At 70.0% G+C, this 20439-nt stretch carries 19 protein-coding genes and 4 tRNA genes; 5 read left to right on the top strand and 18 right to left on the bottom strand.

Translation table 11 applies throughout. The features are described from left to right. Positions 1-155: 155 nt before the first annotated feature. The 8 genes from nusG to AUC44_RS03845 form a co-directional block, all read right to left on the bottom strand. Positions 156-728, bottom strand: coding sequence for a transcription termination/antitermination protein NusG (nusG, locus tag AUC44_RS03810; RefSeq protein WP_062157467.1), 573 nt, complete (start codon positions 726-728; stop codon positions 156-158). Then, on the bottom strand, positions 725-904 hold the full coding sequence (secE, locus tag AUC44_RS03815; protein WP_062157468.1) for a preprotein translocase subunit SecE: 180 nt from the start codon (positions 902-904) through the stop codon (positions 725-727). The genes nusG and secE overlap by 4 nt, the downstream gene beginning before the upstream one ends. Before the next feature lie 78 nt (positions 905-982). Continuing rightward, entirely contained in the window at positions 983-1150 is a 168-nt protein-coding gene (gene rpmG / locus AUC44_RS03820; RefSeq protein ID WP_022800165.1) for a 50S ribosomal protein L33, read from the bottom strand. A 348-nt stretch (positions 1151-1498) separates the two neighbouring features. Further along, complete coding sequence (gene tuf / locus AUC44_RS03825) at positions 1499-2716, bottom strand: elongation factor Tu (RefSeq protein WP_046844266.1); 1218 nt, start codon at positions 2714-2716, stop codon at positions 1499-1501. Between the two features lie 160 nt (positions 2717-2876). Then, positions 2877-2951 (bottom strand) — tRNA-Thr (locus AUC44_RS03830). A gap of 15 nt (positions 2952-2966) precedes the next feature. Next, a tRNA-Gly gene (locus AUC44_RS03835) sits at positions 2967-3039 on the bottom strand. A 7-nt stretch (positions 3040-3046) separates the two neighbouring features. Continuing rightward, positions 3047-3132 (bottom strand) — tRNA-Tyr (locus AUC44_RS03840). 70 nt (positions 3133-3202) lie between these two features. Continuing rightward, positions 3203-3275: transfer RNA gene (locus AUC44_RS03845), tRNA-Thr, on the bottom strand. Between the two features lie 339 nt (positions 3276-3614). Between AUC44_RS03845 and AUC44_RS03850 the strand changes: the two genes are divergently transcribed. Together AUC44_RS03850 and AUC44_RS03855 are read left to right on the top strand one after the other, a co-directional pair. Next, complete coding sequence (locus tag AUC44_RS03850; RefSeq protein WP_062157469.1) at positions 3615-5525, top strand: ABC transporter ATP-binding protein; 1911 nt, start codon at positions 3615-3617, stop codon at positions 5523-5525. Next, the gene (locus tag AUC44_RS03855; RefSeq protein ID WP_062157470.1) at positions 5522-7381 is read left to right on the top strand and encodes an ABC transporter ATP-binding protein; all 1860 of its coding nucleotides are present in this window, start codon (positions 5522-5524) and stop codon (positions 7379-7381) included. Before AUC44_RS03850 ends, AUC44_RS03855 begins: the two co-directional genes overlap by 4 nt. A gap of 222 nt (positions 7382-7603) precedes the next feature. On the opposite strand, the gene AUC44_RS16100 is transcribed toward AUC44_RS03855, so the two are convergent. Then, entirely contained in the window at positions 7604-9298 is a 1695-nt protein-coding gene (locus AUC44_RS16100; protein WP_231724517.1) for an extracellular catalytic domain type 1 short-chain-length polyhydroxyalkanoate depolymerase, read from the bottom strand. Positions 9299-9624: 326 nt separating this feature from the next. Continuing rightward, positions 9625-10200 carry a tRNA (adenosine(37)-N6)-threonylcarbamoyltransferase complex dimerization subunit type 1 TsaB gene (gene tsaB, locus AUC44_RS03865; protein WP_062157471.1) on the bottom strand — a complete coding sequence of 192 codons (576 nt, stop codon included), beginning with the start codon at positions 10198-10200 and terminating at the stop codon, positions 9625-9627. Positions 10201-10352: 152 nt separating this feature from the next. Here tsaB and AUC44_RS03870 point away from each other — a divergent pair, with 152 nt between their 5' ends. Then, a complete protein-coding gene (locus AUC44_RS03870) occupies positions 10353-11495 on the top strand; it encodes a citrate/2-methylcitrate synthase (protein ID WP_062157472.1) in 1143 nt (380 codons plus the stop codon). 146 nt (positions 11496-11641) lie between these two features. Here AUC44_RS03870 and zapE read toward each other — a convergent pair whose 3' ends face one another. Together zapE and AUC44_RS03880 are read right to left on the bottom strand one after the other, a co-directional pair. Further along, positions 11642-12643 (bottom strand): cell division protein ZapE, encoded by a 1002-nt coding sequence (gene zapE, locus AUC44_RS03875; RefSeq protein ID WP_062157473.1) that lies wholly within the window; start codon positions 12641-12643, stop codon positions 11642-11644. Between the two features lie 88 nt (positions 12644-12731). Continuing rightward, positions 12732-13172 carry a hypothetical protein gene (locus AUC44_RS03880; RefSeq protein ID WP_157445159.1) on the bottom strand — a complete coding sequence of 147 codons (441 nt, stop codon included), beginning with the start codon at positions 13170-13172 and terminating at the stop codon, positions 12732-12734. A 169-nt stretch (positions 13173-13341) separates the two neighbouring features. Between AUC44_RS03880 and AUC44_RS17175 the strand changes: the two genes are divergently transcribed. Next, positions 13342-13473: a hypothetical protein gene (locus AUC44_RS17175; RefSeq protein ID WP_257721368.1), complete on the top strand. Its 132-nt coding sequence runs from the start codon at positions 13342-13344 to the stop codon at positions 13471-13473. A gap of 39 nt (positions 13474-13512) precedes the next feature. On the opposite strand, the gene AUC44_RS03885 is transcribed toward AUC44_RS17175, so the two are convergent. From AUC44_RS03885 to AUC44_RS03900, 4 genes are all read right to left on the bottom strand, one after another. Further along, a complete protein-coding gene (locus tag AUC44_RS03885) occupies positions 13513-13974 on the bottom strand; it encodes a hypothetical protein (protein WP_062157475.1) in 462 nt (153 codons plus the stop codon). 135 nt (positions 13975-14109) lie between these two features. Beyond that, positions 14110-15102, bottom strand: coding sequence for an MBL fold metallo-hydrolase (locus AUC44_RS03890; RefSeq protein WP_062157476.1), 993 nt, complete (start codon positions 15100-15102; stop codon positions 14110-14112). A 100-nt stretch (positions 15103-15202) separates the two neighbouring features. Then, positions 15203-16138, bottom strand: a complete 936-nt coding sequence (locus tag AUC44_RS03895; protein WP_062157477.1) for a PEGA domain-containing protein — start codon at positions 16136-16138, stop codon at positions 15203-15205. 43 nt (positions 16139-16181) lie between these two features. Continuing rightward, positions 16182-16670, bottom strand: a complete 489-nt coding sequence (locus AUC44_RS03900; protein ID WP_062157478.1) for a peroxiredoxin — start codon at positions 16668-16670, stop codon at positions 16182-16184. 38 nt (positions 16671-16708) lie between these two features. Here AUC44_RS03900 and tilS point away from each other — a divergent pair, with 38 nt between their 5' ends. Then, entirely contained in the window at positions 16709-18307 is a 1599-nt protein-coding gene (gene tilS, locus AUC44_RS03905) for a tRNA lysidine(34) synthetase TilS (protein ID WP_062157479.1), read from the top strand. A gap of 61 nt (positions 18308-18368) precedes the next feature. Here tilS and AUC44_RS03910 read toward each other — a convergent pair whose 3' ends face one another. Both AUC44_RS03910 and AUC44_RS03915 read right to left on the bottom strand, forming a co-directional pair. Further along, positions 18369-19196 carry a glycine-rich domain-containing protein gene (locus AUC44_RS03910; RefSeq protein ID WP_062157480.1) on the bottom strand — a complete coding sequence of 276 codons (828 nt, stop codon included), beginning with the start codon at positions 19194-19196 and terminating at the stop codon, positions 18369-18371. Between the two features lie 90 nt (positions 19197-19286). Then, on the bottom strand, positions 19287-20396 hold the full coding sequence (locus AUC44_RS03915; protein ID WP_062157481.1) for a GTP pyrophosphokinase: 1110 nt from the start codon (positions 20394-20396) through the stop codon (positions 19287-19289). Positions 20397-20439 lie beyond the last annotated feature (43 nt).

A 20439-nucleotide genomic window follows, 5' to 3' on the forward strand; every position in this document is an offset into this window, starting at 1 on the left:
CGGTCTGGTGCCGTGTGACCGGCCCGGACGGGGTGCTGGCGCTAAGTTCTGCGTGTTCGTGGCATGGACGGGGTCCCGCCGTGAACGCACAGCAACTTTTTCAGTGTACTGCCTGCGCCGCTGTTTTGCCAGTGGCTACAGGCAGGGGTGGGGTGTTACTTGGCGACCTGGCTGAAGTCGAGTTCCACCGGCGTCTCGCGACCGAAGATGCTGACAAGCACCTTGACCTTCGCCTGGGGAATGTTGACCTCGCTGATGACGCCGCTGAAGTCCGCGAACGGGCCGCCCGTGACGCGCACCATGTCGCCGGCCTTGAAGTCCACCTTGACCTTGGGGGCTTCTTCCTGCACGGGCTGGGTGGCGACGCCGACGCTGGCGAGGAGGCGCTGGACTTCCTCGTGCGACAGCGGGACGGGGCGGGTGGCGGTGCCGACGAAGCCGGTCACGCCGTTGGTGCCGCGCACGACTTCCCAGGACTCGCCCAGTTCGCCGGGCGCGTCGTCATCCTCGACGTCCATCTGCACGAAGACGTAGCCGGGGAACAGCTTGCGCGTGACCTCGACCTTCTTGCCGCCCTCTTGCAGCTCAACCGCCTTCTCTTCCGGCTGGATGACCTGGAAGATCTTGGTGCCGCGCATGCCGAGTTTCGTGGCGCGTTCCATCAGGTGCTGCTGCACGCGGTCTTCCTGACCGACGTAGGTGTGCACGGCGTACCATTCGATGCTCATGCCAGCACCAGCCTGATCAGGTTGCTGAACACCAGATCCAGCGCGTACACGATCACGGTGAGGGCCACGACGAAGATCAGCACGGCCTGCGTGCCTTCCAGCACCTGCTGGCGGGTCGGCCACGACACGCGCGCGAGTTCAGCGCGGGAATCGCGGAAGTACTGAATCAAGTTCATGCATTCACCTGCGACAGAGAAGAGGAGTGAAACGGTCCGGCCGCGCGGCCCCCGGACTGCCGGAGGGCCGCCACAGGATCAGACCTTCTTCTCTTTGAAGACCACGTGCTTCTTGGCGACGGGGTCGTACTTGCGCAGTTCCATCTTCGCCTGGGTGTTGCGGCGGTTCTTGGTGGTCGTGTAGTAGAAGCCGGTGCCGGCGCTGCTTTCCATTTTCACGATGATGCGGGGGCCGTCTTTCGCCATGAGATGCTCCTTCGCAGAGGGGCCGCGCGGCCACGGTGGGCTCGCTTGGCGTGATCTGCTCCCAGCCACCCCGGGCCTTCCCGGAGAGATCCTCACCCGCACGGTGGCGGGGTCGGACACGCTGGTAAAAGCCCGCCTTCTGGCGGGCAACATTCGAATTATAGGGAGTCCGGGGGCAGGTGTCCACTGTGCCCAGCACACCTGTCGGAAAAATGCCGATGCCAAGCCGGTTTTCTGCGCCGCTGCCCAGCAGGGAGGCGGGCGTCCCCCGGGAGCTGGCTGGTGGGGGGAGGCAAGAAAAAGGGGAGGCCCGCAGGCCTCCCCCTTCTCGCGTCAGCGGGTCTTCGATTACTCGATGACCTTGGCGACGACGCCGGCGCCGACGGTACGGCCACCTTCGCGGATGGCGAAGCGCAGGCCCTCTTCCATCGCGATCGGCTTGATCAGTTCCACCACGAACGTGATGTTGTCACCAGGCATCACCATTTCCACGCCTTCGGGCAGTTCCACCACGCCCGTCACGTCCGTCGTGCGGAAGTAGAACTGGGGGCGGTACCCGCCGAAGAACGCGCTGTGACGCCCGCCTTCGTCCTTGCTCAGCACGTACACGCTGGCTTCGAACTTCGTGTGCGGCTTGATGCTCCCGGGCTTGGCCAGCACCTGGCCGCGCTCCACGTCGTCACGCGCCACGCCACGCAGCAGCACGCCCACGTTGTCGCCCGCCATGCCGCTGTCCAGCAGCTTGCGGTGCATTTCGATCCCGGTCACGGTGGTCTTCTTCGTGTCGCGCAGACCGATGATTTCCACTTCGTCCTGGACCTTCACGACGCCACGTTCCACGCGGCCGGTCGCCACGGTGCCGCGGCCGGTGATCGTGAACACGTCTTCGACGGGCATCAGGAAGGTCTTGTCGGTGGCGCGCTCGGGGGTGGGGATGTAGCTGTCCACCGCGTCGAGCAGTTCCCAGATGCGGTCAACCCAGTTGTTCTCGCCGCGGGCGGTCTTGGGGTTGGCCTGCAGGGCTTCGAGGGCCTGCAGCGCGCTGCCCTTGATGACGGGCAGGTCGTCGCCGGGGAACTCGTACTTGCTCAGCAGTTCACGGACTTCCATTTCGACGAGCTCGAGGAGCTCTTCGTCGTCGACCATGTCCACTTTGTTCATGAACACGACGATGTAGGGCACGCCGACCTGACGGGCGAGCAGGATGTGCTCGCGGGTCTGGGGCATGGGGCCGTCGGCGCTGCTGACCACGAGGATGGCGCCGTCCATCTGGGCGGCTCCGGTGATCATGTTCTTGACGTAGTCGGCGTGGCCGGGGCAGTCAACGTGGCTGTAGTGGCGGGTAGGGGTGTTGTATTCGACGTGGGCGGTGTTGATGGTGATGCCGCGGGCCTTTTCTTCGGGGGCCTTGTCGATCTGGTCGTAGGCCAGTTTTTCGATGGTGGGGTCCATCGCGGCGGCCGTGAAGGTGATCGCGGCGGTCAGGGTGGTCTTGCCGTGGTCGACGTGACCGATGGTGCCCACGTTCACGTGGGGCTTCGTGCGCTCGAACGTTCCTTTAGCCATGAGTGTGTCCTCCTGAAAGTGGACTGCCCGCTGTGCAGGCAAGCCTTGACAGTGTACAGGGCCGCCGCGTGAACGCAAAGAGGGTTCTTCGACTTTCAGCGGGCTGCCAGGGAAGGGGGCCTAGAGAAGAGGCGCGACCCACGAGGAGGCCGCGCCATGTTGGAGCTTCTGGTCGGGATTGAACCGACGACCTCTCCCTTACCAAGGGAGTGCTCTACCACTGAGCTACAGAAGCGTTGGGGGGTGAAAAAGCGGGAAACGAGACTCGAACTCGCGACATTCAGCTTGGGAAGCTGACGCTCTACCAACTGAGCTATTCCCGCGTGATCGTGGTGGGCAGGGGCGGATTCGAACCGCCGTACACTTACGTGAACAGATTTACAGTCTGTCGCCTTTAACCACTCGGCCACCTACCCGTATTGTACCCACTGTTTCGCTTTTCTCAAAGCGCACGTTCAGCCGTGTGGTGCGGATGATCGTGTGTGAAGCCACCCAGGAGAATCGAACTCCCAACCTTCCGATTACAAGTCGGGTGCTCTACCAGTTGAGCTAGGGTGGCACCGTTCCCGTTAGAAAGCGCTGGAACAATGTCCGGCCTCTGAGTGCGGTCGCTGCGGCGCTTTTCGGCGCGTTCACTTCCGGCTGTGAATAGTAGCAGTCACCCCCAAGGGTGTCAATCACCTCGCCTGCCGCCCCCTGATTCGCCTGCGCAACCGCTGCCGGACCACCCCTGCGCTGTCCCCTTGAGCGTTCGCTCAGTCAGCGATAGGTATGCGCCATGTGGCGCATTCGGGCAGGGAGCTGCGGGCGTATCCTCGCCTGCGCACAGGCTTCCCCGCAGGCCTTCTGATCCCTCACCCCCAGCCCCGCCCTCCCCCCGCCCCAGGAGGCACCACCCTTGGACAGTTTCCGCTCCCTGCTCCCGTACCTGCGCCTGCACACGCGCCAGTACGTGATCGGGCTCATCGCCGTGGCCATCGCCACCGCCGTGAACCTGATTCCCTTCTACCTCATCCGCCTGACCATCGACGGCCTGACCGGACAGGTGGACGGCAACCCCGCCACCCCGGGCCTGACCGTCGCCACCGCCGGGCTGTACGCCCTGGGCGTCGTGGCCGCGGCGCTCACCGCCGGCTTCTTCATGCTGGTCATGCGCCGCAACATCGTCGTGGCGTCCCGGCAGTCCGAGTACGAGATCCGCCGCGACCTCTTCGCGCACCTCCAGACGCTCGACAAGCACTACTACGACCGCGCCCGCACCGGCGACCTGATGAACCGCCTGACCGGCGACCTGAGCGCCGTGCGCGAGATGCTGGGCTTCGGCGCGTGGCAGATCGTGAACATCGTGGCGGGCTTCATCTCGGCCTTCACGGTGATGTTCAGCCTGAGCTGGCAGCTGGCGCTGATCGTCGTGGCGATCGTGCCGGTCATCGTGGGCGTCCTGACGTACCTCGCGCGGCTCATCAACGTCCGCCACCGCCTCGCGCAGGAGCAGAACTCCCTGATCTCCGCCAAGGCGCAGGAGAACTTCAGCGGCGCCCGCGTCGTCAAGGGCTACGCCATCGAGGACCGCGAGATCGAGGACTACCGCGCTATGAACCTCGAACTGCTGCGCCGCAACATCGCCCTGACCAAGGTGGACGGCCCGCTGCGCTCGTTCATGAGCCTGCTGCTGGGCCTGGCCTTCGGGCTGATCCTGCTCGTGGGCGGGCGGCTGATCCTGGAACCGGGCAGCACCTTCACGGTCGGGATGTTCGTGCAGTTCGTGGGCACCCTGGAACGCCTGACCTTCCCGATGCTGATGATCGGCTGGATCACCGGGGTCACGCAGCGCGGCCTGGCCTCCTGGCTGCGCCTGAAGGAGATCTTCGACGCCCAGCCCCTCGTGCGCGACGAGCCCGGGCGGGCCGACAGCCGCCTCCAGACCCTGCGCGGCGACATCAGCCTGGACCACGTCACGCTGCGCTACGGCCAGACCACCGTCCTGAACGACGTGACCCTGAACGTGCCCGCCGGGACCTTCCTGGGCATCACCGGTCCCACCGGCAGCGGCAAGACCGTCCTGGGTCAGCTGCTGACCCGCGCCATGGATCCCACGAGCGGCGCCGTGCGCATCGACGGGCACGACCTGCGCACCATCCCCCTGGGCGCGCTGCGCGACGCGATCAGCGTGGTGCCGCAGGAACCCTTCCTGTTCGGGGACAGCATCGCCAACAACATCGGCTTCGGGGTCGAGGCCCGCGACCTGCCGGGCGTGCCCACCGGGGTCAGCGTGGTCGGCGCGCCCCCGCCCGACGACATCCCCCAGAACCCGGACCCGGCCCGCGTGCGCAACGCCGCGCGGCTCGCCGGTCTGCTCAATGACGTGGAGGACTTCCCGCAGGGCTTCGACACCATGCTCGGCGAGCGCGGTGTCACCCTGAGCGGCGGGCAGCGCCAGCGCACCGCCATCGCCCGCGCCATCGTGCGCGAACCCGCCATCCTGATCCTCGACGACTCGCTGAGCGCCGTGGACACCGAAACCGAACGCCGCATCGTGGACGGCCTGCGCGAGGTCAGCCAGGGCCGCACCGTGATCCTGATCGCCCACCGCGTCAGCACCCTGCGCCACGCCGACCAGATCGTCGTGCTGGAGGAGGGCCGCGTGACCGAACAGGGCACCCACGACGACCTGCTGGCCCAGAACGGGCACTACGCCCAGCTCGAGCGCCTCCAGCGTCTCGCGAGCGACCTCGACGCCGACGACGAACCTGTGGCCGACCCTGAACGGGCCGCCGACCAGCTCGAACACCAGAAGGTGAACCGATGACCCGCCCCGACACCGACGCCTACCAGAAGGGCTTTGACGCCCACCTCGTGCGGCGCATCCTGCACTACGTCCGCCCGTACCTGCCGCTCGTGATCGGCGGGGTGCTGCTGGCGCTGCTGATCTCGCTGGCCTCGCCGCTGTTCGCGCTCATCCAGCGCCACGCCATCGACGCGTACCTCTCGCCCCTCGCGCAGCGGCAGGCGGTCAGCCGCGACGCCCTCCTGAGCGGCCTGACCACCACCGCCCTGGCCTACATGGGCCTGAAGGTCGTGGAATTCGCCCTGCAGTACGGGTTCACGCTGACCATCGGCTACCTGGGCCAGAACGTGCTGCGCGACATCCGCGCCGACGTGTTCAGCAAGCTGCAGCGCCTGCACCTGGCGTACTTCGACCAGAACCCGGTCGGCCGCCTGATCACCCGCGTCACCAGCGACGTGGACGCCATCAACCAGTTCATCACCGGCGGCCTGGTCAGCCTGATCCAGAGCACATTCATCATCGTCGTATACGTGGTGATCATGCTCAGCGTGAACTGGCGCCTCGCGCTGATCTCGTTCACGGTGCTGCCCATCCTGTTCGCCGCCACGCGCTTCTTCCAGACCCGCCTGCGTGACGCGTTCCGCGTGACCCGCACCCAGCAGGCCATCGTGAACAGCAAGCTGAACGAGAACATCACCGGGATGCTCACCGTGCAGCTGTTCGGCCGCCAGAAGCGCAGCGCGCTGGACTTCAACCTCAGCAACCGCGCCCTGCTGAGCGCCAACGAGAACAGCGTCAAGTGGTTCTCGCTGTTCATGCCCGTCGTGGCCGTGCTGGGCCAGGTGGCGGTCGCGCTGATCCTGTACTTCGCCGCCCGGCAGATCCTGGGGGTGGACGGCGTGGTCGCCGGGGCCATCACGGTCGGGACGCTGTTCGCGTTCGTGCAGCTCTCACAGCAGCTGTTCCAGCCCATCCAGGATCTCGCGGACGTGTTCAACAACCTCCAGGCGGCCATGGCGAGCAGCGAACGCATCTTCGGCGTGCTCGACACTGAGGAAGCCATCCAGGACAAGCCCGGCGCGCAGACGCTGCCGGACTTCCAGGGCCGCGTCACCTTCGACAAGGTCTGGTTCGCGTACGACCAGGACGTCACCGGGACCACCCCCGACAGCGACGACCGCTGGATCCTGCGCGGCATTGACCTCGACATCCAGCCCGGCGAGAGCGTGGCCCTGGTCGGCGCGACCGGCGCGGGCAAGACCAGCGTCACCGCCCTGGTCAGCCGCTTCTACGACGTGCAGCGCGGCGCGGTGAAGGTGGACGGCGTGAACGTCCGCGACCTCCAGCAGCACGACCTGCGCAAGCACGTGGGCGTCGTGTTGCAGGACGTCTTTCTCTTCGCGGGCACCATCGAGAGCAACCTCACGCTGAACAACCCCGAGATTCCCCACGAGCGCGTCGTGGAAGCCTGCCGCTACGTCGGCGTGCACGACTATGTCCTCAGCCTCGAACACGGCTACCAGACCGAGGTGCGTGAACGCGGCGCGACCCTCTCGACCGGGCAGAAGCAGCTGCTGGCCTTCGCCCGCGCGCTGATCCAGAACCCGGACATCCTGCTCGTGCTCGACGAGGCCACCGCCAACGTGGACACCGAGACCGAACTGCGCATCCAGGCCGCGCTGGAACGCGTCATGCGCGGCCGCACCAGCATCATCATCGCCCACCGCCTCAGCACCATCGAACACTGCGACCGCATTGTCGTGATGCGCAAGGGCCGCATCGTGGAACAGGGCAGCCACCGCCAGCTGCTCGACCGGGGCGGCTACTACGCCAAACTCCACCGCCTCCAGTACGCGCAGGGTGACGCCGCCGACTGAACCGGCACAGCAGAGGGGGCGCCGGTCGCGGACTTCACCGCACCGGCGCCCCTTTCCCGTGGAGGTCACAGCGGTTTTCAGTTGCATAGAAGGGCCAACACCACGCCCTTCAATTCCACTTCCAACCGCTGGTGTTGTCAGGTGCTCGCTCTGCGGCGCAGCTCTTTGAGTCCGCTCGTTCAGGAGTGTTGAAGGTACCTTCACTACTCCTGAATTCCGCTGTCAGCGGTACGTGACGTTCAGCGTGACCTGCGTGCCCTCGCCCAGCGTGAGGTAGTCGCTCAGGCCGTTGCTGCGCGCCGTGCCGCCCGTGAAGGCCAGGCGCAGCTGCGTGCTGCCCGCCCGGTTGATCGCCGCGAGCCCAGAGGCGTTCAGCGGCGCGCTGAGGGTGGTGCCCGCCGCCGTGCCCGAGGGCGCCGTGAAGGTGGCCGCGCCCGCCGCCGTGACGGCCGCCGCGAAGTCGTCCGTGCCCAGCGCGCAGGAGGCGCCCAGGCAGCCGCTCCGCACGTCGACCCCCAGGCCCGCGCCGCCCGCCCAGGGGTTCCCGTTCGGCGCGAGGCTGTAGCGCACCGTCAGGGTCGCGCCGGTGACGGTCGCGCCGTCCGGCAGGCTGGACGTGTCGAACGACAGCACGCCCTTCCACGGGGCGTCCGCGTTGTCCCCCACGCTGATCCCGCCCGACGCCACCACGTACCCGCCGGTCGTGGCGGACGGCGTGTTCGCCGCCACGTACCCGTCCTGCGTCCCCACCGAACTGAACGACACCGCCGTGTCCGGCGCGGCCGTCAGCGTGTAGGCGTACGCCTGGGTGGCCGACGCGTTCCCCGCCGTGTCCACCGCGTAGGCCCGCACGGTGCCGCTGCCCCCCAGCGTGACGCTCCCCCCGCCCGCCAGCGTTACCCGCGTGGCACTGCTGACCGGGTCGCTGCCGTCCGTGGTGGCGTACACCGTGCCCGACTCGTTCAGGGCCAGCGTGACCGTCAGCGGCCCCACGTACGTGCCCGGCGCGGGCGACACGCTCACGACCGGCGCGGTCGTGTCCGGCGCCGTGCCGCCCCCACCCGACGTTCCGGCGCTGAAGAAGCGCCAAAGCTCCGCGCTGGCGTCCGGCCCTTTCGGATCCGTGTACGACCCGGCGGTACTCCCGCCACTCCAGGCGTGCCCCATGCCGGCCACCGACCACTGCTCGACCACGCCGCCCGCGAAGGTCTTCACGCTGTACGCCCGGCCCCCGCTGACCGTGCCCGAACGAGTCGTCACCTGAGCGGTGCTGCGGCTGCCGTTGTCCTGCCCGTCGTCCGCGAGGTCGTTCGTCTGCACCCACTGCGCCGCCACCTGATCCCCGTTCACCGGGTACACCGTGTAGTCGCTGCTGCCGTGGAACACGATGGTCCGCACCGTCCGCTTGAACGTCCCCATCGCCGCATACGCCGCCGTGCCCTGCGCGTCCGGGTTCGGCCCGCCGCTGTTCATGGCCGTGAACGCCGCCGAGGAACTCGTGGCCGCCTTGAACTCCAGCCCCGACGCGACGCCGATGCCGCTGAACACGTCCGGGTACGTGGTCCCCATGATCACGCTCATGGCCGCGCCCGCCGACAGGCCCGCCACGTACACCCGCGCGGCGTCCACGTTCACCTTGCCTTTCACGGCGTCCACGACCGCCTTGATCGCCGCCGGTTCCCCCTGCCCGCGCGCCTGATGCGCCGGATCGAACCAGTTCCAGCATTTGTTCTGATTGGCGCTCGACGGCTGCTCCGGGTACACGACCAGGAAGCCCTGCGTGTCCGCGAGGTCGTTCATGCGCGTCCCCGCCGCGAAATCCGCCGGGGACTGCGTGCAGCCGTGCAGCATGACCACCAGGGGCCGCGCCGCGCCCGCCCCGGCTGCGGGCGTGTACAGCGTGTAATTGCGGGTCACGCCTGCCCCCGTTGCGCTGCCGGTGGTCGTAGTACCGGTCGCCTGAGCGTGCAGTGGGGACGACAGGGGAGAGGACGGAGCCTGCGCGCAGGCAGCCAGCAGGAGCGGCAGAGACAGCAGGGCGGCGCGATTCATGACGGACCTCACGGGAAGTGGACGCGGCGCGCCCCGGCAGCGGAACGCCAGAGGTTCCGGCGCGGGCCGCCGGGAGAACGGATTGAAGGTTGACCTGCCCACCCTACGCGCCGCGCGTCACACGCCGGTTACACACAGGAGGCGGGGCGCAGGCTTCACCGCTCCCTGCGCCCCACCTCGCCCGGCTGCCGTTACAGGTACGCCAGCGCCCAGTCCCGCGCGCCGTGATCCAGCCCTGCCCGCAGCAGCGCGAGGCCGTCCGGCGCGGCGTCCGCCCGGTGCGGCGCGCCGTCCAGGGCCGCCTGGAACTCCTCGAGCGGCAGGCGCGTGGGTGCCAGCAGGGTCGCGCGGACCACGCCGCCCCGCACGTCGTAGCGCGCGGCGTACACGTTCCCCTTGCGGGCGTCCAGCGACACGCCCTGCACGCCGTCCCCGCCCACAAGCGCCTCCAGCGTACTGACCCCCAGCACCGGCGCGCCCCACACCCGCCCCAGGCCCAGCGCGTAACTCGCGCCCACCCGCACGCCCGTGTACGACCCGGGCCCCGTGCCGATCACGACCGCGTCCGCCCGCAGCGGCAGCCCCGCCTCCGCGAACAGCGCCTGCACCGCGCCCGGCAGCAGCTCCGCGTGCGCCCGGCCCACCTCACGCGACACCTGCGCCGACCCGCCCGGCCACGCCAGCGCCAGCGTCAGCCACGGCGTCGCCGTGTCCAGTGCCAGGGTCACGTCCGGCTTCAGGGAGGCAGGGGCAGCGTGCTCAGTCATCGCCGGGCATTGTAGGACAGCCCGCCCGGTGCGCCCGTCCCGTGGCGTCCTGCCGCGCGGCGTTCACCTCGCCTTTGCAACCGCGTTTGTCACCCCGCCGGGAACGTGATCGGGGGGCGGCGGAAAGCGGGCCGGTGGTATGCTCGATCATCATGACGAACACCGCCAGTATCGCCAAAGGACTCGAAGGCGTTCTCTTCACCGAGAGCAAACTCACGTTCATCAACGGCACCGAAGGCATCCTGACCCACCTGGGCATTCCGATCCAGGAATGGGCGGAAAACAGCACCTTCGAGGAACTGTCCCTGGCCCTCCTGAACGGCCAGCTGCCCACCGCCGCCGAGCTCGCGCAGTTCGACGCGGACCTGAAAGCCAACCGCGCGATCCCCGAGGCGCTGACCGAGATCATCAAGGGCATGCCGCGCGGCGTGCACCCCATGCAGGCGCTGCGCACCGCCGTGTCCTACCTGGGCCTGCTGGACCCGCAGGCCGAGGACACCAGCGCCGAGGGCCGCCGCGCCATCGCCACGCGCATGATCGCGCAGTTCTCCACGATCATCGCCGCGATCAACCGCGCGCAGGAAGGGCAGGACATCATCGCGCCCCGCATGGACCTGACCCACGCCGGGAACTACCTGTACATGCTCAGCGGCAAGGAACCCACCGCCGAGCAGGCCCGCCTGTTCGACATCGCCCTCGTGCTGCACGTGGACCACGGCATGAACGCCAGCACCTTCACCGCCATCGCCACCGGCAGCACCCTCTCGGACATGTACTCCTGCATCACGAGCGCCATCGGCGCCCTGAAGGGCCCCCTGCACGGCGGCGCGAACGAGGCCGTGATGGACATGCTCGACGAGGTCGGCACGCCCGACAAGGCCGAGGCGTTCATCACGAAGAAGCTCGACAACAAAGAGAAGATCATGGGTGTCGGGCACCGCGTGTACAAGTACTTCGACCCCCGCAGCCGCGTCCTGCGCGACTACGCCGAGCACGTGGCGAACAAGGAAGGCAAGAGCAACTACTACCAGATTCTCGAAACCATCGAGAAGGTCGTCGTGGACCGCATCGGCAGCAAGGGCATCTACCCGAACGTGGACTTCTACAGCGGCACCGTGTACAGCGACCTGGGCATCAAGAAGGAATACTTCACGCCCATCTTCGCGCTGGCCCGCATCAGCGGCTGGTGCGCTAGCCTGATCGAGTACACGGGCAACAACCGCCTGCTGCGCCCCGACGCGGTGTACACCGGCGCCACCGACGCGCACTACGTGAAACTGCAAGACCGCCAGTAACCGGCAGGAAGATCAGTGGCAGGCGGCCCGCCCGGGTGCGCCTGCCACCTGTTTTGGCCGCCAGGGTCCTCGGCCACCGGCGCATGCGCCCCGCCGTGCAGCCGGGCGCCGCGGCGATCTGACCCGGGCCAGCCCCGACGGCCGGCTCAGCTGGCCTCCGTCATCAGTTCGGCCACCCTCAACAGGCAGCGCGAGTACTTCCGCCCGAACCCGGCGGTCCGGTAGGAGTCCTCGAAGATCTCCGCGATAGGCACGCCCGTGAACGCCGCGGGCACGCCCATGTCATACAGCCTGTCCACAAAGTGAACGAAGCGGATCGCGCCCTGCTCCCGCAGCAACTTGTCCGGGTGGGTGAAGGTGCGCAGGTCCGTGACGGCAACGCCGCCGACCCCGCCGAGCCAACGGCCGACATCGGCGGGGTGAACACGCAGCAGAACATCAGCCAGTTCGGTGCCGGACCAGCTCAGCACGTGAACCCCCTCGTGCCGCTGCCGCCACGCCAGGTATTCCGCCGCCGACAGCAGGGTCTGACGGGCCTGCTCCCGTCCGCGGTAATCGGGACCGTCGATACGGACGGCCTCGAACCGCGCCGCCAGGGCGTGCAGGGTCTCGCTGAACAGCGCCGCGTTGAACCGCCCCTCCCCCAGGCTGCCGGGCGGCGTGTTGGAGGTCGTGATCACGTGCACGCCGCCCGGCATGATCCTGCCCAGGAACGTGCCGATCAGGTGCGTGTTCCCGGGGTCGTCGAGTTCGAATTCATCGATGCACAGCAGCCTGAACTGGGCGAAGACCTGCGCGGCGCGCGCCGAGCCCAGGCGGCCGATCAGGGAGGTCAGCTCCTGGAAATGAACGTACCCGGCCGGGATGTCCTGCGCGGCCAGCGCCCACGCGCTGGCCAGCAGATGCGTTTTCCCCACGCCGAAGCCGCCGTCCAGATACAGGCCCCTGACGGGAGGCCGCTGACGCCAGAAGGCCGGCCGGACCGGATGCGTGAGGCCCTGGACGAACGCCTGGACCCGGTGCGCCGCTGCCTGCTGCGACGGGAATTCGGAGTTGGCACGGTAGCCTGCGAAGGTGACGCCAGTAAACCGCCGTCCGGGATGCAGGTCGCGCAGCGTCAGGTCAAGGACAGAGATCGCCGGGTGCACAAGGCAGTCTAGGCGCTTCTCTGTCCACTCTGAACCACGCCGGGTGATCCTGAGGCGCAGGCGGCCCGCACGCTCCCGTTCCCGCCGCTTACGCGCAGATCGGTTCGACCACCCACGCCCCGTAGTGATTCACGAAGTGCGCCCCGGCTCCCCGGAACGCCTGCGCCACGTCGGGCAGGCGACCCGGCTGGTCCGACACGTCCACGCTCAGGAGAATCTCGCCCCAGCCGAGCGCCTCCACGTAGCGTTCCACGTGCACGCGCTCGTCGGTCGCGCCCTGCATCAGCCGCAGCAGCTGCGCCCACAGCCCGTGTCGCCGCCCGTCGGCGTCCAGCGCCGCCACGCCGTCCTCACCCATCAGGAGCTGCACCGACTGATCCCCCAGCCCCAGCGCCAGCAGACGCGACGTACACGCCTGCACGTCCTCCAGCGACCGGAACAGTCCATACACCCGGCCCCGGCTGAGCATCGTGAAATGCATCGTGCCCGCCCGCGCCGCCCGACCTCGACCCTGCACGCCTCTGGTCATGCCCATCACCTCACGACTGCCGCTGCCCACCCGGGCAACACCACGTTCCGGCGACCACCCACCGCGCCAACCGTCAGTTCAGGCCCCCACCGTACGCCGCCCCAGGCACAGAAACTATGCCCGCGCACACCGACACGCGGCCGTCCGGGAACGGCGATAGGATGCGCGGATGCTGAACCTGCTGGCCGCCGCTGTTCTGGTGCCGTTCGGCGCGCGTGGTGAAGTGACCCTGCCCGCCCAGGGAGACCGGGAAGCGGACTGCTTCAGGCCGAGTGCGGGAAGCGGCGTTCAGGTGCCGTGATTCCCTCAATGCACCTGAACACCGCGATGAAGCCTGCTGTTACGCGCTCAGGCCCTTGCTGCCGTGCAGGGTGCGCTCCACCGTCTCGGTGACCTCACGCTCGAAGCGGCGCAGGTGCTCACGCAGCCGGTCGAGTTCCGCCACGCCCAGATCCGCCAGCCACAGCACGCTGCGCCCCAGCACCGCGAACGTCAGCGGCGCGTCCTCGTCGGCGTCCTCGTCCGGATCGACCGGATCGAGGTTCAGCGCGCCGTAGTCCAGGCCCTGATTCATCAGGTTCATGCCCATCAGGATGTCCGGCAGGCTGTCCTCCTCGACGTACAGGTCCAGGTCCAGGTGCAGGCGCACGATCACGCCGCCCTGCGGATCGGCCTCGGCGAACATCGCCACGCGCGTCTCACCGTCCTGGATCAGCGCGCCGTCCTCGACCGCCTCGACAGTCAGGCCGCTCTGTTGCAGCGCCGCCATGATGCGCTGCAGTTCCGACTGGGATGCTGTCATGCGCCGGAGTATAGAGCCCGGGCACGCCCGGGACGGTCACGGGGTCCACGGTCCGTGGGAGGCAATGGTTGATGGTTGAAGGTAGCAGGAGGGGGAGAGATCCATCACCTGTCAATCATCGACCTGAAGCCCTCCTCAGGCGTGGTACAGCCACACCTCGCGCGCCTCGTTCCAGGTGCGGTACAGCTGCCCCAGCAGGCGCAGGTGCTCGACGTGGGCCAGGGTCTCGGCCAGCGCGAAGCGCCGCCCCGAGATGTTCAGGTCACGCGGGAACATCGCCAGGGACAGCTCGTACGCGCTGCGGGGCTCACGGGCCGCCTCGGCCTTCATGAAGTCCAGCCGCTCGTGGTGATGGTCGCGCAGTTCGCGCGCGCGGGCCTGCACGCCGGTCATGACCGGCCCGTGGTGCCCCACCACCGCCCGCGCCGGGTTCAGCGCCTCCAGTTTGCCCAGCGTCTGGAGGTAGTCGCCCAGCGGGTCGGGGCGGGTGTACGCGTACAGGCCCACGTTCGGGCTGATGCGCGGCAGGATCGCGTCCCCGGCGATCAGGGTCCCCTCGGCTTCATTCCAGAGGCCCAGGTGGCCGTCCGCGTGCCCGGGCAGCCACAGCACCTCCCACGGCTGCCCCGACAGCTCCACGTGCTGCCCCTCGCGCAGCGGCTGCACGCGCGACGCCGGATGGACCCGCTCGCGGCCCCGGCGGTTGTCGGCCCCCATGCCCTCCAGCGACTCGGGCGGCAGGCCGTGATCGCGCATGTGCTTCAGGTGCCCGGGCAGCCACTCCTCCCACAGGTGCCAGTAGCGCTCGCCCCGCCCGATCTCCACGTCCAGCATCTGCACCTGCGCGCCGCTGCGTTCCTCCACCACGCCCGCCAGCCCGTAGTGATCGGGGTGGTGGTGCGTGATGATCAGGCGGTCCACGTCCGGCCAGTGCAGCCCCAGCGCCGCCAGCCCCGCCTCCAGCGCCGCGCGGGCCTCGGGCGTGTCGAGCGCGCAGTCGATCATGGTGACCGGGCCCCCCGCCGGGCGGTCCAGCAGCACCGTCACGTACTTCATCGGGTACGGAATCGGCACCTGAAGGGCGTGCAGGGAGCCCAGCACGGGCGTGAGCAGCGGCGCGTCGGTCATGCCGCGAGCGTATCACCGCGTCCCCGGGCGGCCAGACACCGTGCCGGGAACACGGCGGCGGGGGAGGCCGGTGTGGCTTCCCCCGCCGCCCCGCTGGGTGTCAGGGCAGCGTGCAGCTGTACGCCCCGCCGCGCACCGCGCAGATCACCGGCGTCACCTTGTCGGCCGTGACCCGCACGAGCAGGTTCTGCGCGGCCAGCGCCCGGTCGCGCGGCACCACGTTCAGGGCGACCACGCCGGGCCGCAGCGGCAGGTCCAGCCCCAGGCCGGGCTGCACCATCCCGGCCCGCTGCCGCTCGATGAACAGGTCGGCCAGGACGTCGCTGCGGACTGTCAGGGTGCCGGTCACCGGGCGCAGGGTGACGTCCACGCGGCTGACCGCGTCACCCACGACATTCACCTGCTGCGTCACGGCCTTGAAGCCGTCACGCGAGACCTCCACCGACAGGCGACCCTCCGGCAGGTCCGGCACGGTCAGGGGGGTCACGCCCACCCGCACGCCGTTCACGCGCACCGTCGCCCCCGCCAGATTCGACCGGACGTCCAGCGTCCCGAAGCGCACCACGCGGTACACCGTCGTGCCCACCGTGTAGGCCCCGGCCGGCAGGGCGCGCGCCGCACCCTCGACCGCCCGCGACACGTCCGGGACGCTGCGCGCACCCGCCGCCGCGTCCAGCGGCATGGGCGCGAGGCTGGCCACCGTGAACACCTGCGTGAACCCCTGCGTGACGGGCAGCGGGGTCGAGACCACCTCGCCCGGCCGGGTCTGCACGGTGGGCAGCACCAGCGCCCCACCCTGCGCCGGCAGCACGACCGACGTCACGAACGCCGCCCGGTCCGTGCTGACCCGCAGGCTCCCGGGCCCCGGCGCGCGGTACAGCGCGTCCTCGCCGGTCACGGTCTCCACGGCCCGCGTGCCCGGCGTCACCGTCAGGCGAAGCTGCGCCCCGGGCTGCGCCCGGAGCGGCGCCGGCACACACCCACTGAGCAGGCCCGCCAGCGCCAGGCCCGCTGCCCCCATCACACCACGTTTCATAAGATCAGGGTAAGGCACGCGGGTGACCCGCACCTGACGGTCCTTACACTCCGCTGTGCGGGGTGGGGGCCCCCGGCGTGCGCCGCTCCAGTTCCGCCAGCGCGCCGCTGACGTGCGTCAGGGGATTGCCGCTGCGGTGCACCCAGGCGACCGTGCCGTCCGGGTCGATCAGGACGGTCACGCGCGACGCCATGTTCAGCAGGCCGCCCAGCGTGCCGATCACGCCGTACGCGCGGCACAGGCTGCGGTCGCCGTCGGGCAGGAGCGGGTAGCTCAGGCCGCAGCGGTCACGGAAGGACGCCTGCCGGGCCTCGGTGTCGGTGCTCACGCCGATCACCTGCGCGCCCAGCCGCTCGAACTCCGGCAGGGCCGCCTCGAAGCGCTGCGCCTCGACGCTGCACCCGGCGCTGTTCGCGCGGGGGTAGAAGTACAGCACCACCCAGCGGCCCCGCAGCCCGGCGAGGCTGACCGTGCGGCCGTCGTCGCTGCGGCGCGTGAAGTCGGGGGCGGCCTGTCCGGGCGTGACGCTCATGGGCCCGATTCTACGGGCCGGACCCCTAGAATGCGCCCGTGCCCGATCCCACCGAGTCCCTGTGGCGACCCCTGCGCGAGTACGCGGGCGAGGTCGTGGTGGTCGGGGTGTCCGGCGGGGCCGACAGCGTGGCGCTGCTGCTGGCGCTGGCGCAGGTGGGCGCGCGGCCCGTGGCGGCGCACCTGGATCACGCGCTGCGGCCCGACTCCGGGGAGGACGCCGCGTGGGTGCAGGCGCTGGCCGCGCGGCTGGACGTGCCCTTCGCCGCCGCGCGGGTGGACGTGGGCGCGGTGGCCGCCCGGCGCGGCTGGAATACCGAGGACGCCGCCCGCCGCCTGCGGTACGACTTCCTGGCCCGCACCGCCAAGGCGCGCGGCGCGCGGGCCATCCTGACCGCCCACACCCGCCGCGATCAGGCCGAGACCGTCCTGACGGCCCTGCTGCGCGGCGAGGCGACGCTGCGCGGCATACCCGCCGCGCGCGGGCGGGTGCGGCGGCCCTGGCTGGACGTGCCCCGCGCGGAGCTGGAGGCGTTCCTGCGCTCGCAGGGGCAGGACTGGCGCGAGGATCCCAGCAACCTGGACACCACCTACACCCGCGCGTGGCTGCGGCGCGAGGTCATGCCGGTCCTGACCGCCCGCTACCCCGCGCTGGAGGCCACCCTGGCCCGCGTGGCCCGCCACCAGGCGCAGGACGAGGGCGCCCTGAGCGCCCAGGCGGGGCGGATCACCGCGCACGTCCCGCTGCGCGCCGTGCCGAGCGCCGTGCTGCGCCGCTGGCTGCGCGCCCGCCTGATGGACGCCGGGCTGGACGTGCACGCCACGCACCTCGACACCCTGGCCGACGCCCTTCAGGTGGGCGGCACCACCCACCTCGACCTGCCCGGCACGCACCCCGTCACCGTCACCGGGGGGCAGCTGCACCTGACCCCACAGGCGTACCCGGCACCCGCCTTCCCGGTCCCCGACGGCTGGACGCCCCGCACCCGGCAGCCCGGTGACCGCATCCGGCTGCCCGGCGGCACCCGCAAACTCAGTGACGTCCTCACCGACCGGCACGTGCCCCGCGCCGACCGCGACCGCGTGCCGCTGCTGGTCAGTGACGCGGGCGTGCAGTGGATCGGCCTCCAGCCGCCCATCTGGGCGACCGGCGCGCGCGAGCACGCCGCCCAGCCCCCCGAGCCCCTGCACGCCGCGATGGGCGAGGCGCTGGCGCAGGCCCGGCTGGCTGCCGACGCGCAGGAAGTCCCGGTCGGCGCCGTTGTCCTCGGCCCGGACGGTCAGGTGGTCGGGCGGGGCCGCAATACCAGCCGCGAGCACGGCGACATGACCCGCCACGCCGAACTGACCGCCCTGCGCGAGGCCGCCCGCACCCTGGGCACGCCCTACCTGACGGGCTGCACGCTGGTCGTCACGCTCGAACCCTGCCCCATGTGCCTCGGCGCGGCCCTCGAAGCGCGCATCGGGCACGTCGCGTACGGGGCGGCCAATCCCAAGGCGGGCGCGCTGGGCGGCGTCACCGACCTCCTCGCCGCGCACTGGGGCCACGCGCCCACCGTCACGCCCGGCGTCCGCGCCCGCGAGGCCGCCCGCCTCCTGACCGACGTGTTCGGCCAGCTGCGCGCCGCCCGACCCTGACGCCTGCCGCCTCAGCGCGGCCAGGGCCGCCCGCCGCGTCCGCAACGGCCCCGACTGACGATCAGCTGCTACACCCACCGCCGCAGCTGGATCCGCAACTCGACCCGCCGCCACTGTCCCCGCAGCTGCCGTCACTGCTGCCGGATGAGCCGCCGTCCGGCGTGCAGGTGAAAGATGAGGACGTGTCGGAGGTCAGGTACATTGGCGACGAGAACCAGGTGTCTGAACCTCCACCCTCGCGCCGCGCAGTGGTCCTGGGCAATCCGGACACCCAGCTCAGGAACAGCGCCATCAGCCCGGTCCCCAGGGCCACGAGCACCGCGTAGTGACTCCAGGCGAAGGTCAGCCCCGCGATCACGGCCACGACCAGCGCCAGCCACAGGCCCGAGCGGCGCGCGCTGCCCTGCACGTGCCCGCGCGGCCCCCGCTGCGGGCGCGGCGAGCGGCGCGGGTCCGGCCAGATGTCCGCCGGGGGCCGTTCCCCGAAGGTGCGGGCGTAGGCGTCCAGCGTCGCCTCGTACTGCGCGCGGAAGCGGGCCGGGTCGCCCGGCTGGCCACCCCCGGGTTCGTGATGCAGCGGCGCAGGGAGCAGCGGCGTCAGGCGCTCCCAATAGTCGCGTGTGAACAGCAGGTGCAGGTGCCAGACCTCGTCCACCACCGCAGGCGGCGTGACCGGGGCGCCCAGGGTGGACAGCAGCAGGAACCGGCGGTACTCCTGCGCGGCGCGCTGCGTGAAGGCGGGCGTCCAGCGCTGCTCGCGGCCTAGGCGGGCCAGCAGGCCGCCTGGCAGGGCGTACGCGCGCAGCTCATCCCACAGCGGGGGCAGCGTCGGCAGGACCGGGAGGTGCGGGGTGACACTCGGCTGACCGCTCGTTCGTTCGTGGCTCATGGCCCACTCCCTGACGGGACACGGCTTGCCGGTCGGCCTGGACGGCCTCCACGCTGGTGATCCCGTCAAGGTCAGGGTGCGCGGGCCGTGTCAGGCGACGGTCAGCCCACCGGCCGGCCCGGCCCCCGAGGTCGCCTGCGTGTACGCCTCGCGCACCGCCGCCACGAGCTGATCGCCGCTCAGGACGCCGCGCATGTCCAGCATGCTGACAATCTCATGCGGGTCCAGCAGCGGATTGGCGCAGGCCCGCAGCAGCGCGTAATGCACCACGCTCGTCCCCGGCCGCGCGCCGCCCGCCGGGGTCCACGCCTCGCGCAGGCGCGGCAGCAGCAGCGACGCGAAACGCACCACCTCCGCCTCATGCCGCCGCAGCTCCTTCTGCAGGGCCCCCACCGAGTGCACCCCCACGTAATGCAGCAGGCTCGCCAGCCGCTGCGCCCGCTCCGGGTCGGGCCAGTCGGTGAGCAGCAGCACGTTCAGCGCCCCCGCCACCTGCTGATCCAGATCCCGCACCGGCGGCACGTCCAGCAGGTGACGCATGCTGGGCGCGTCGATGAACACCGCGTCCGGCGCGTCCTGCACCCGCTCAGGCAGCGTCGCCGTGTACTGCTGCGACAGGCGGTGCAGGGTCATGAATTCCTCGTCCGCCATCTCCAGCAGGCCCGCCAGCCGGTAGAAGCGGCGCTGCACCTCCCGCGGGATCGCCTCGCGGTTCTTGTACCCCAGGTCATGCTCGATCTCCGCCCAGGCATGCTGGAGGATCGAGCGGATCTGCACCTCGAACTTCAGGCCCGCGAACGCCGCCAGATCCGGCGAGTCCGGCGTGACCTGCACCACGTAGTGCACGCCCATGTACCCGAAGCGGTCCGGGTCGTGCATCTTGCTCTTGTCGATCGAGTTCTCCCAGTCGATCGCGTGATGCTCCTCCAGCAGGCGCGACACCACGCTCACGTCCGACTCGAAGTACGTGATCACGCGCACCGCCACCAGATCCGTCACGTCCGACAGGGCCCCGTAGCGGCCCGGCTTGCGGCGCAGCTTGTCTTCCAGACTCGCGCGTTTCTTCACGCGGCCCGTCACGTGATGGATGTTCAGGCCCGCCCCGCCGATGAGCTGCAGCGTGTGCGCCACCGCCGCGTCCCTCAAGCCCTCGAAGGTCTCGCACCCGTCCTCGTACGCCTGGAGTAGCTGACCTGTCATGTGCCCACAGCTTAAGCCCGCCCGCCGCCGCACCCCCACGCAC

Source organism: Deinococcus actinosclerus, assembly GCF_001507665.1.
Lineage (GTDB): Bacteria > Deinococcota > Deinococci > Deinococcales > Deinococcaceae > Deinococcus > Deinococcus actinosclerus.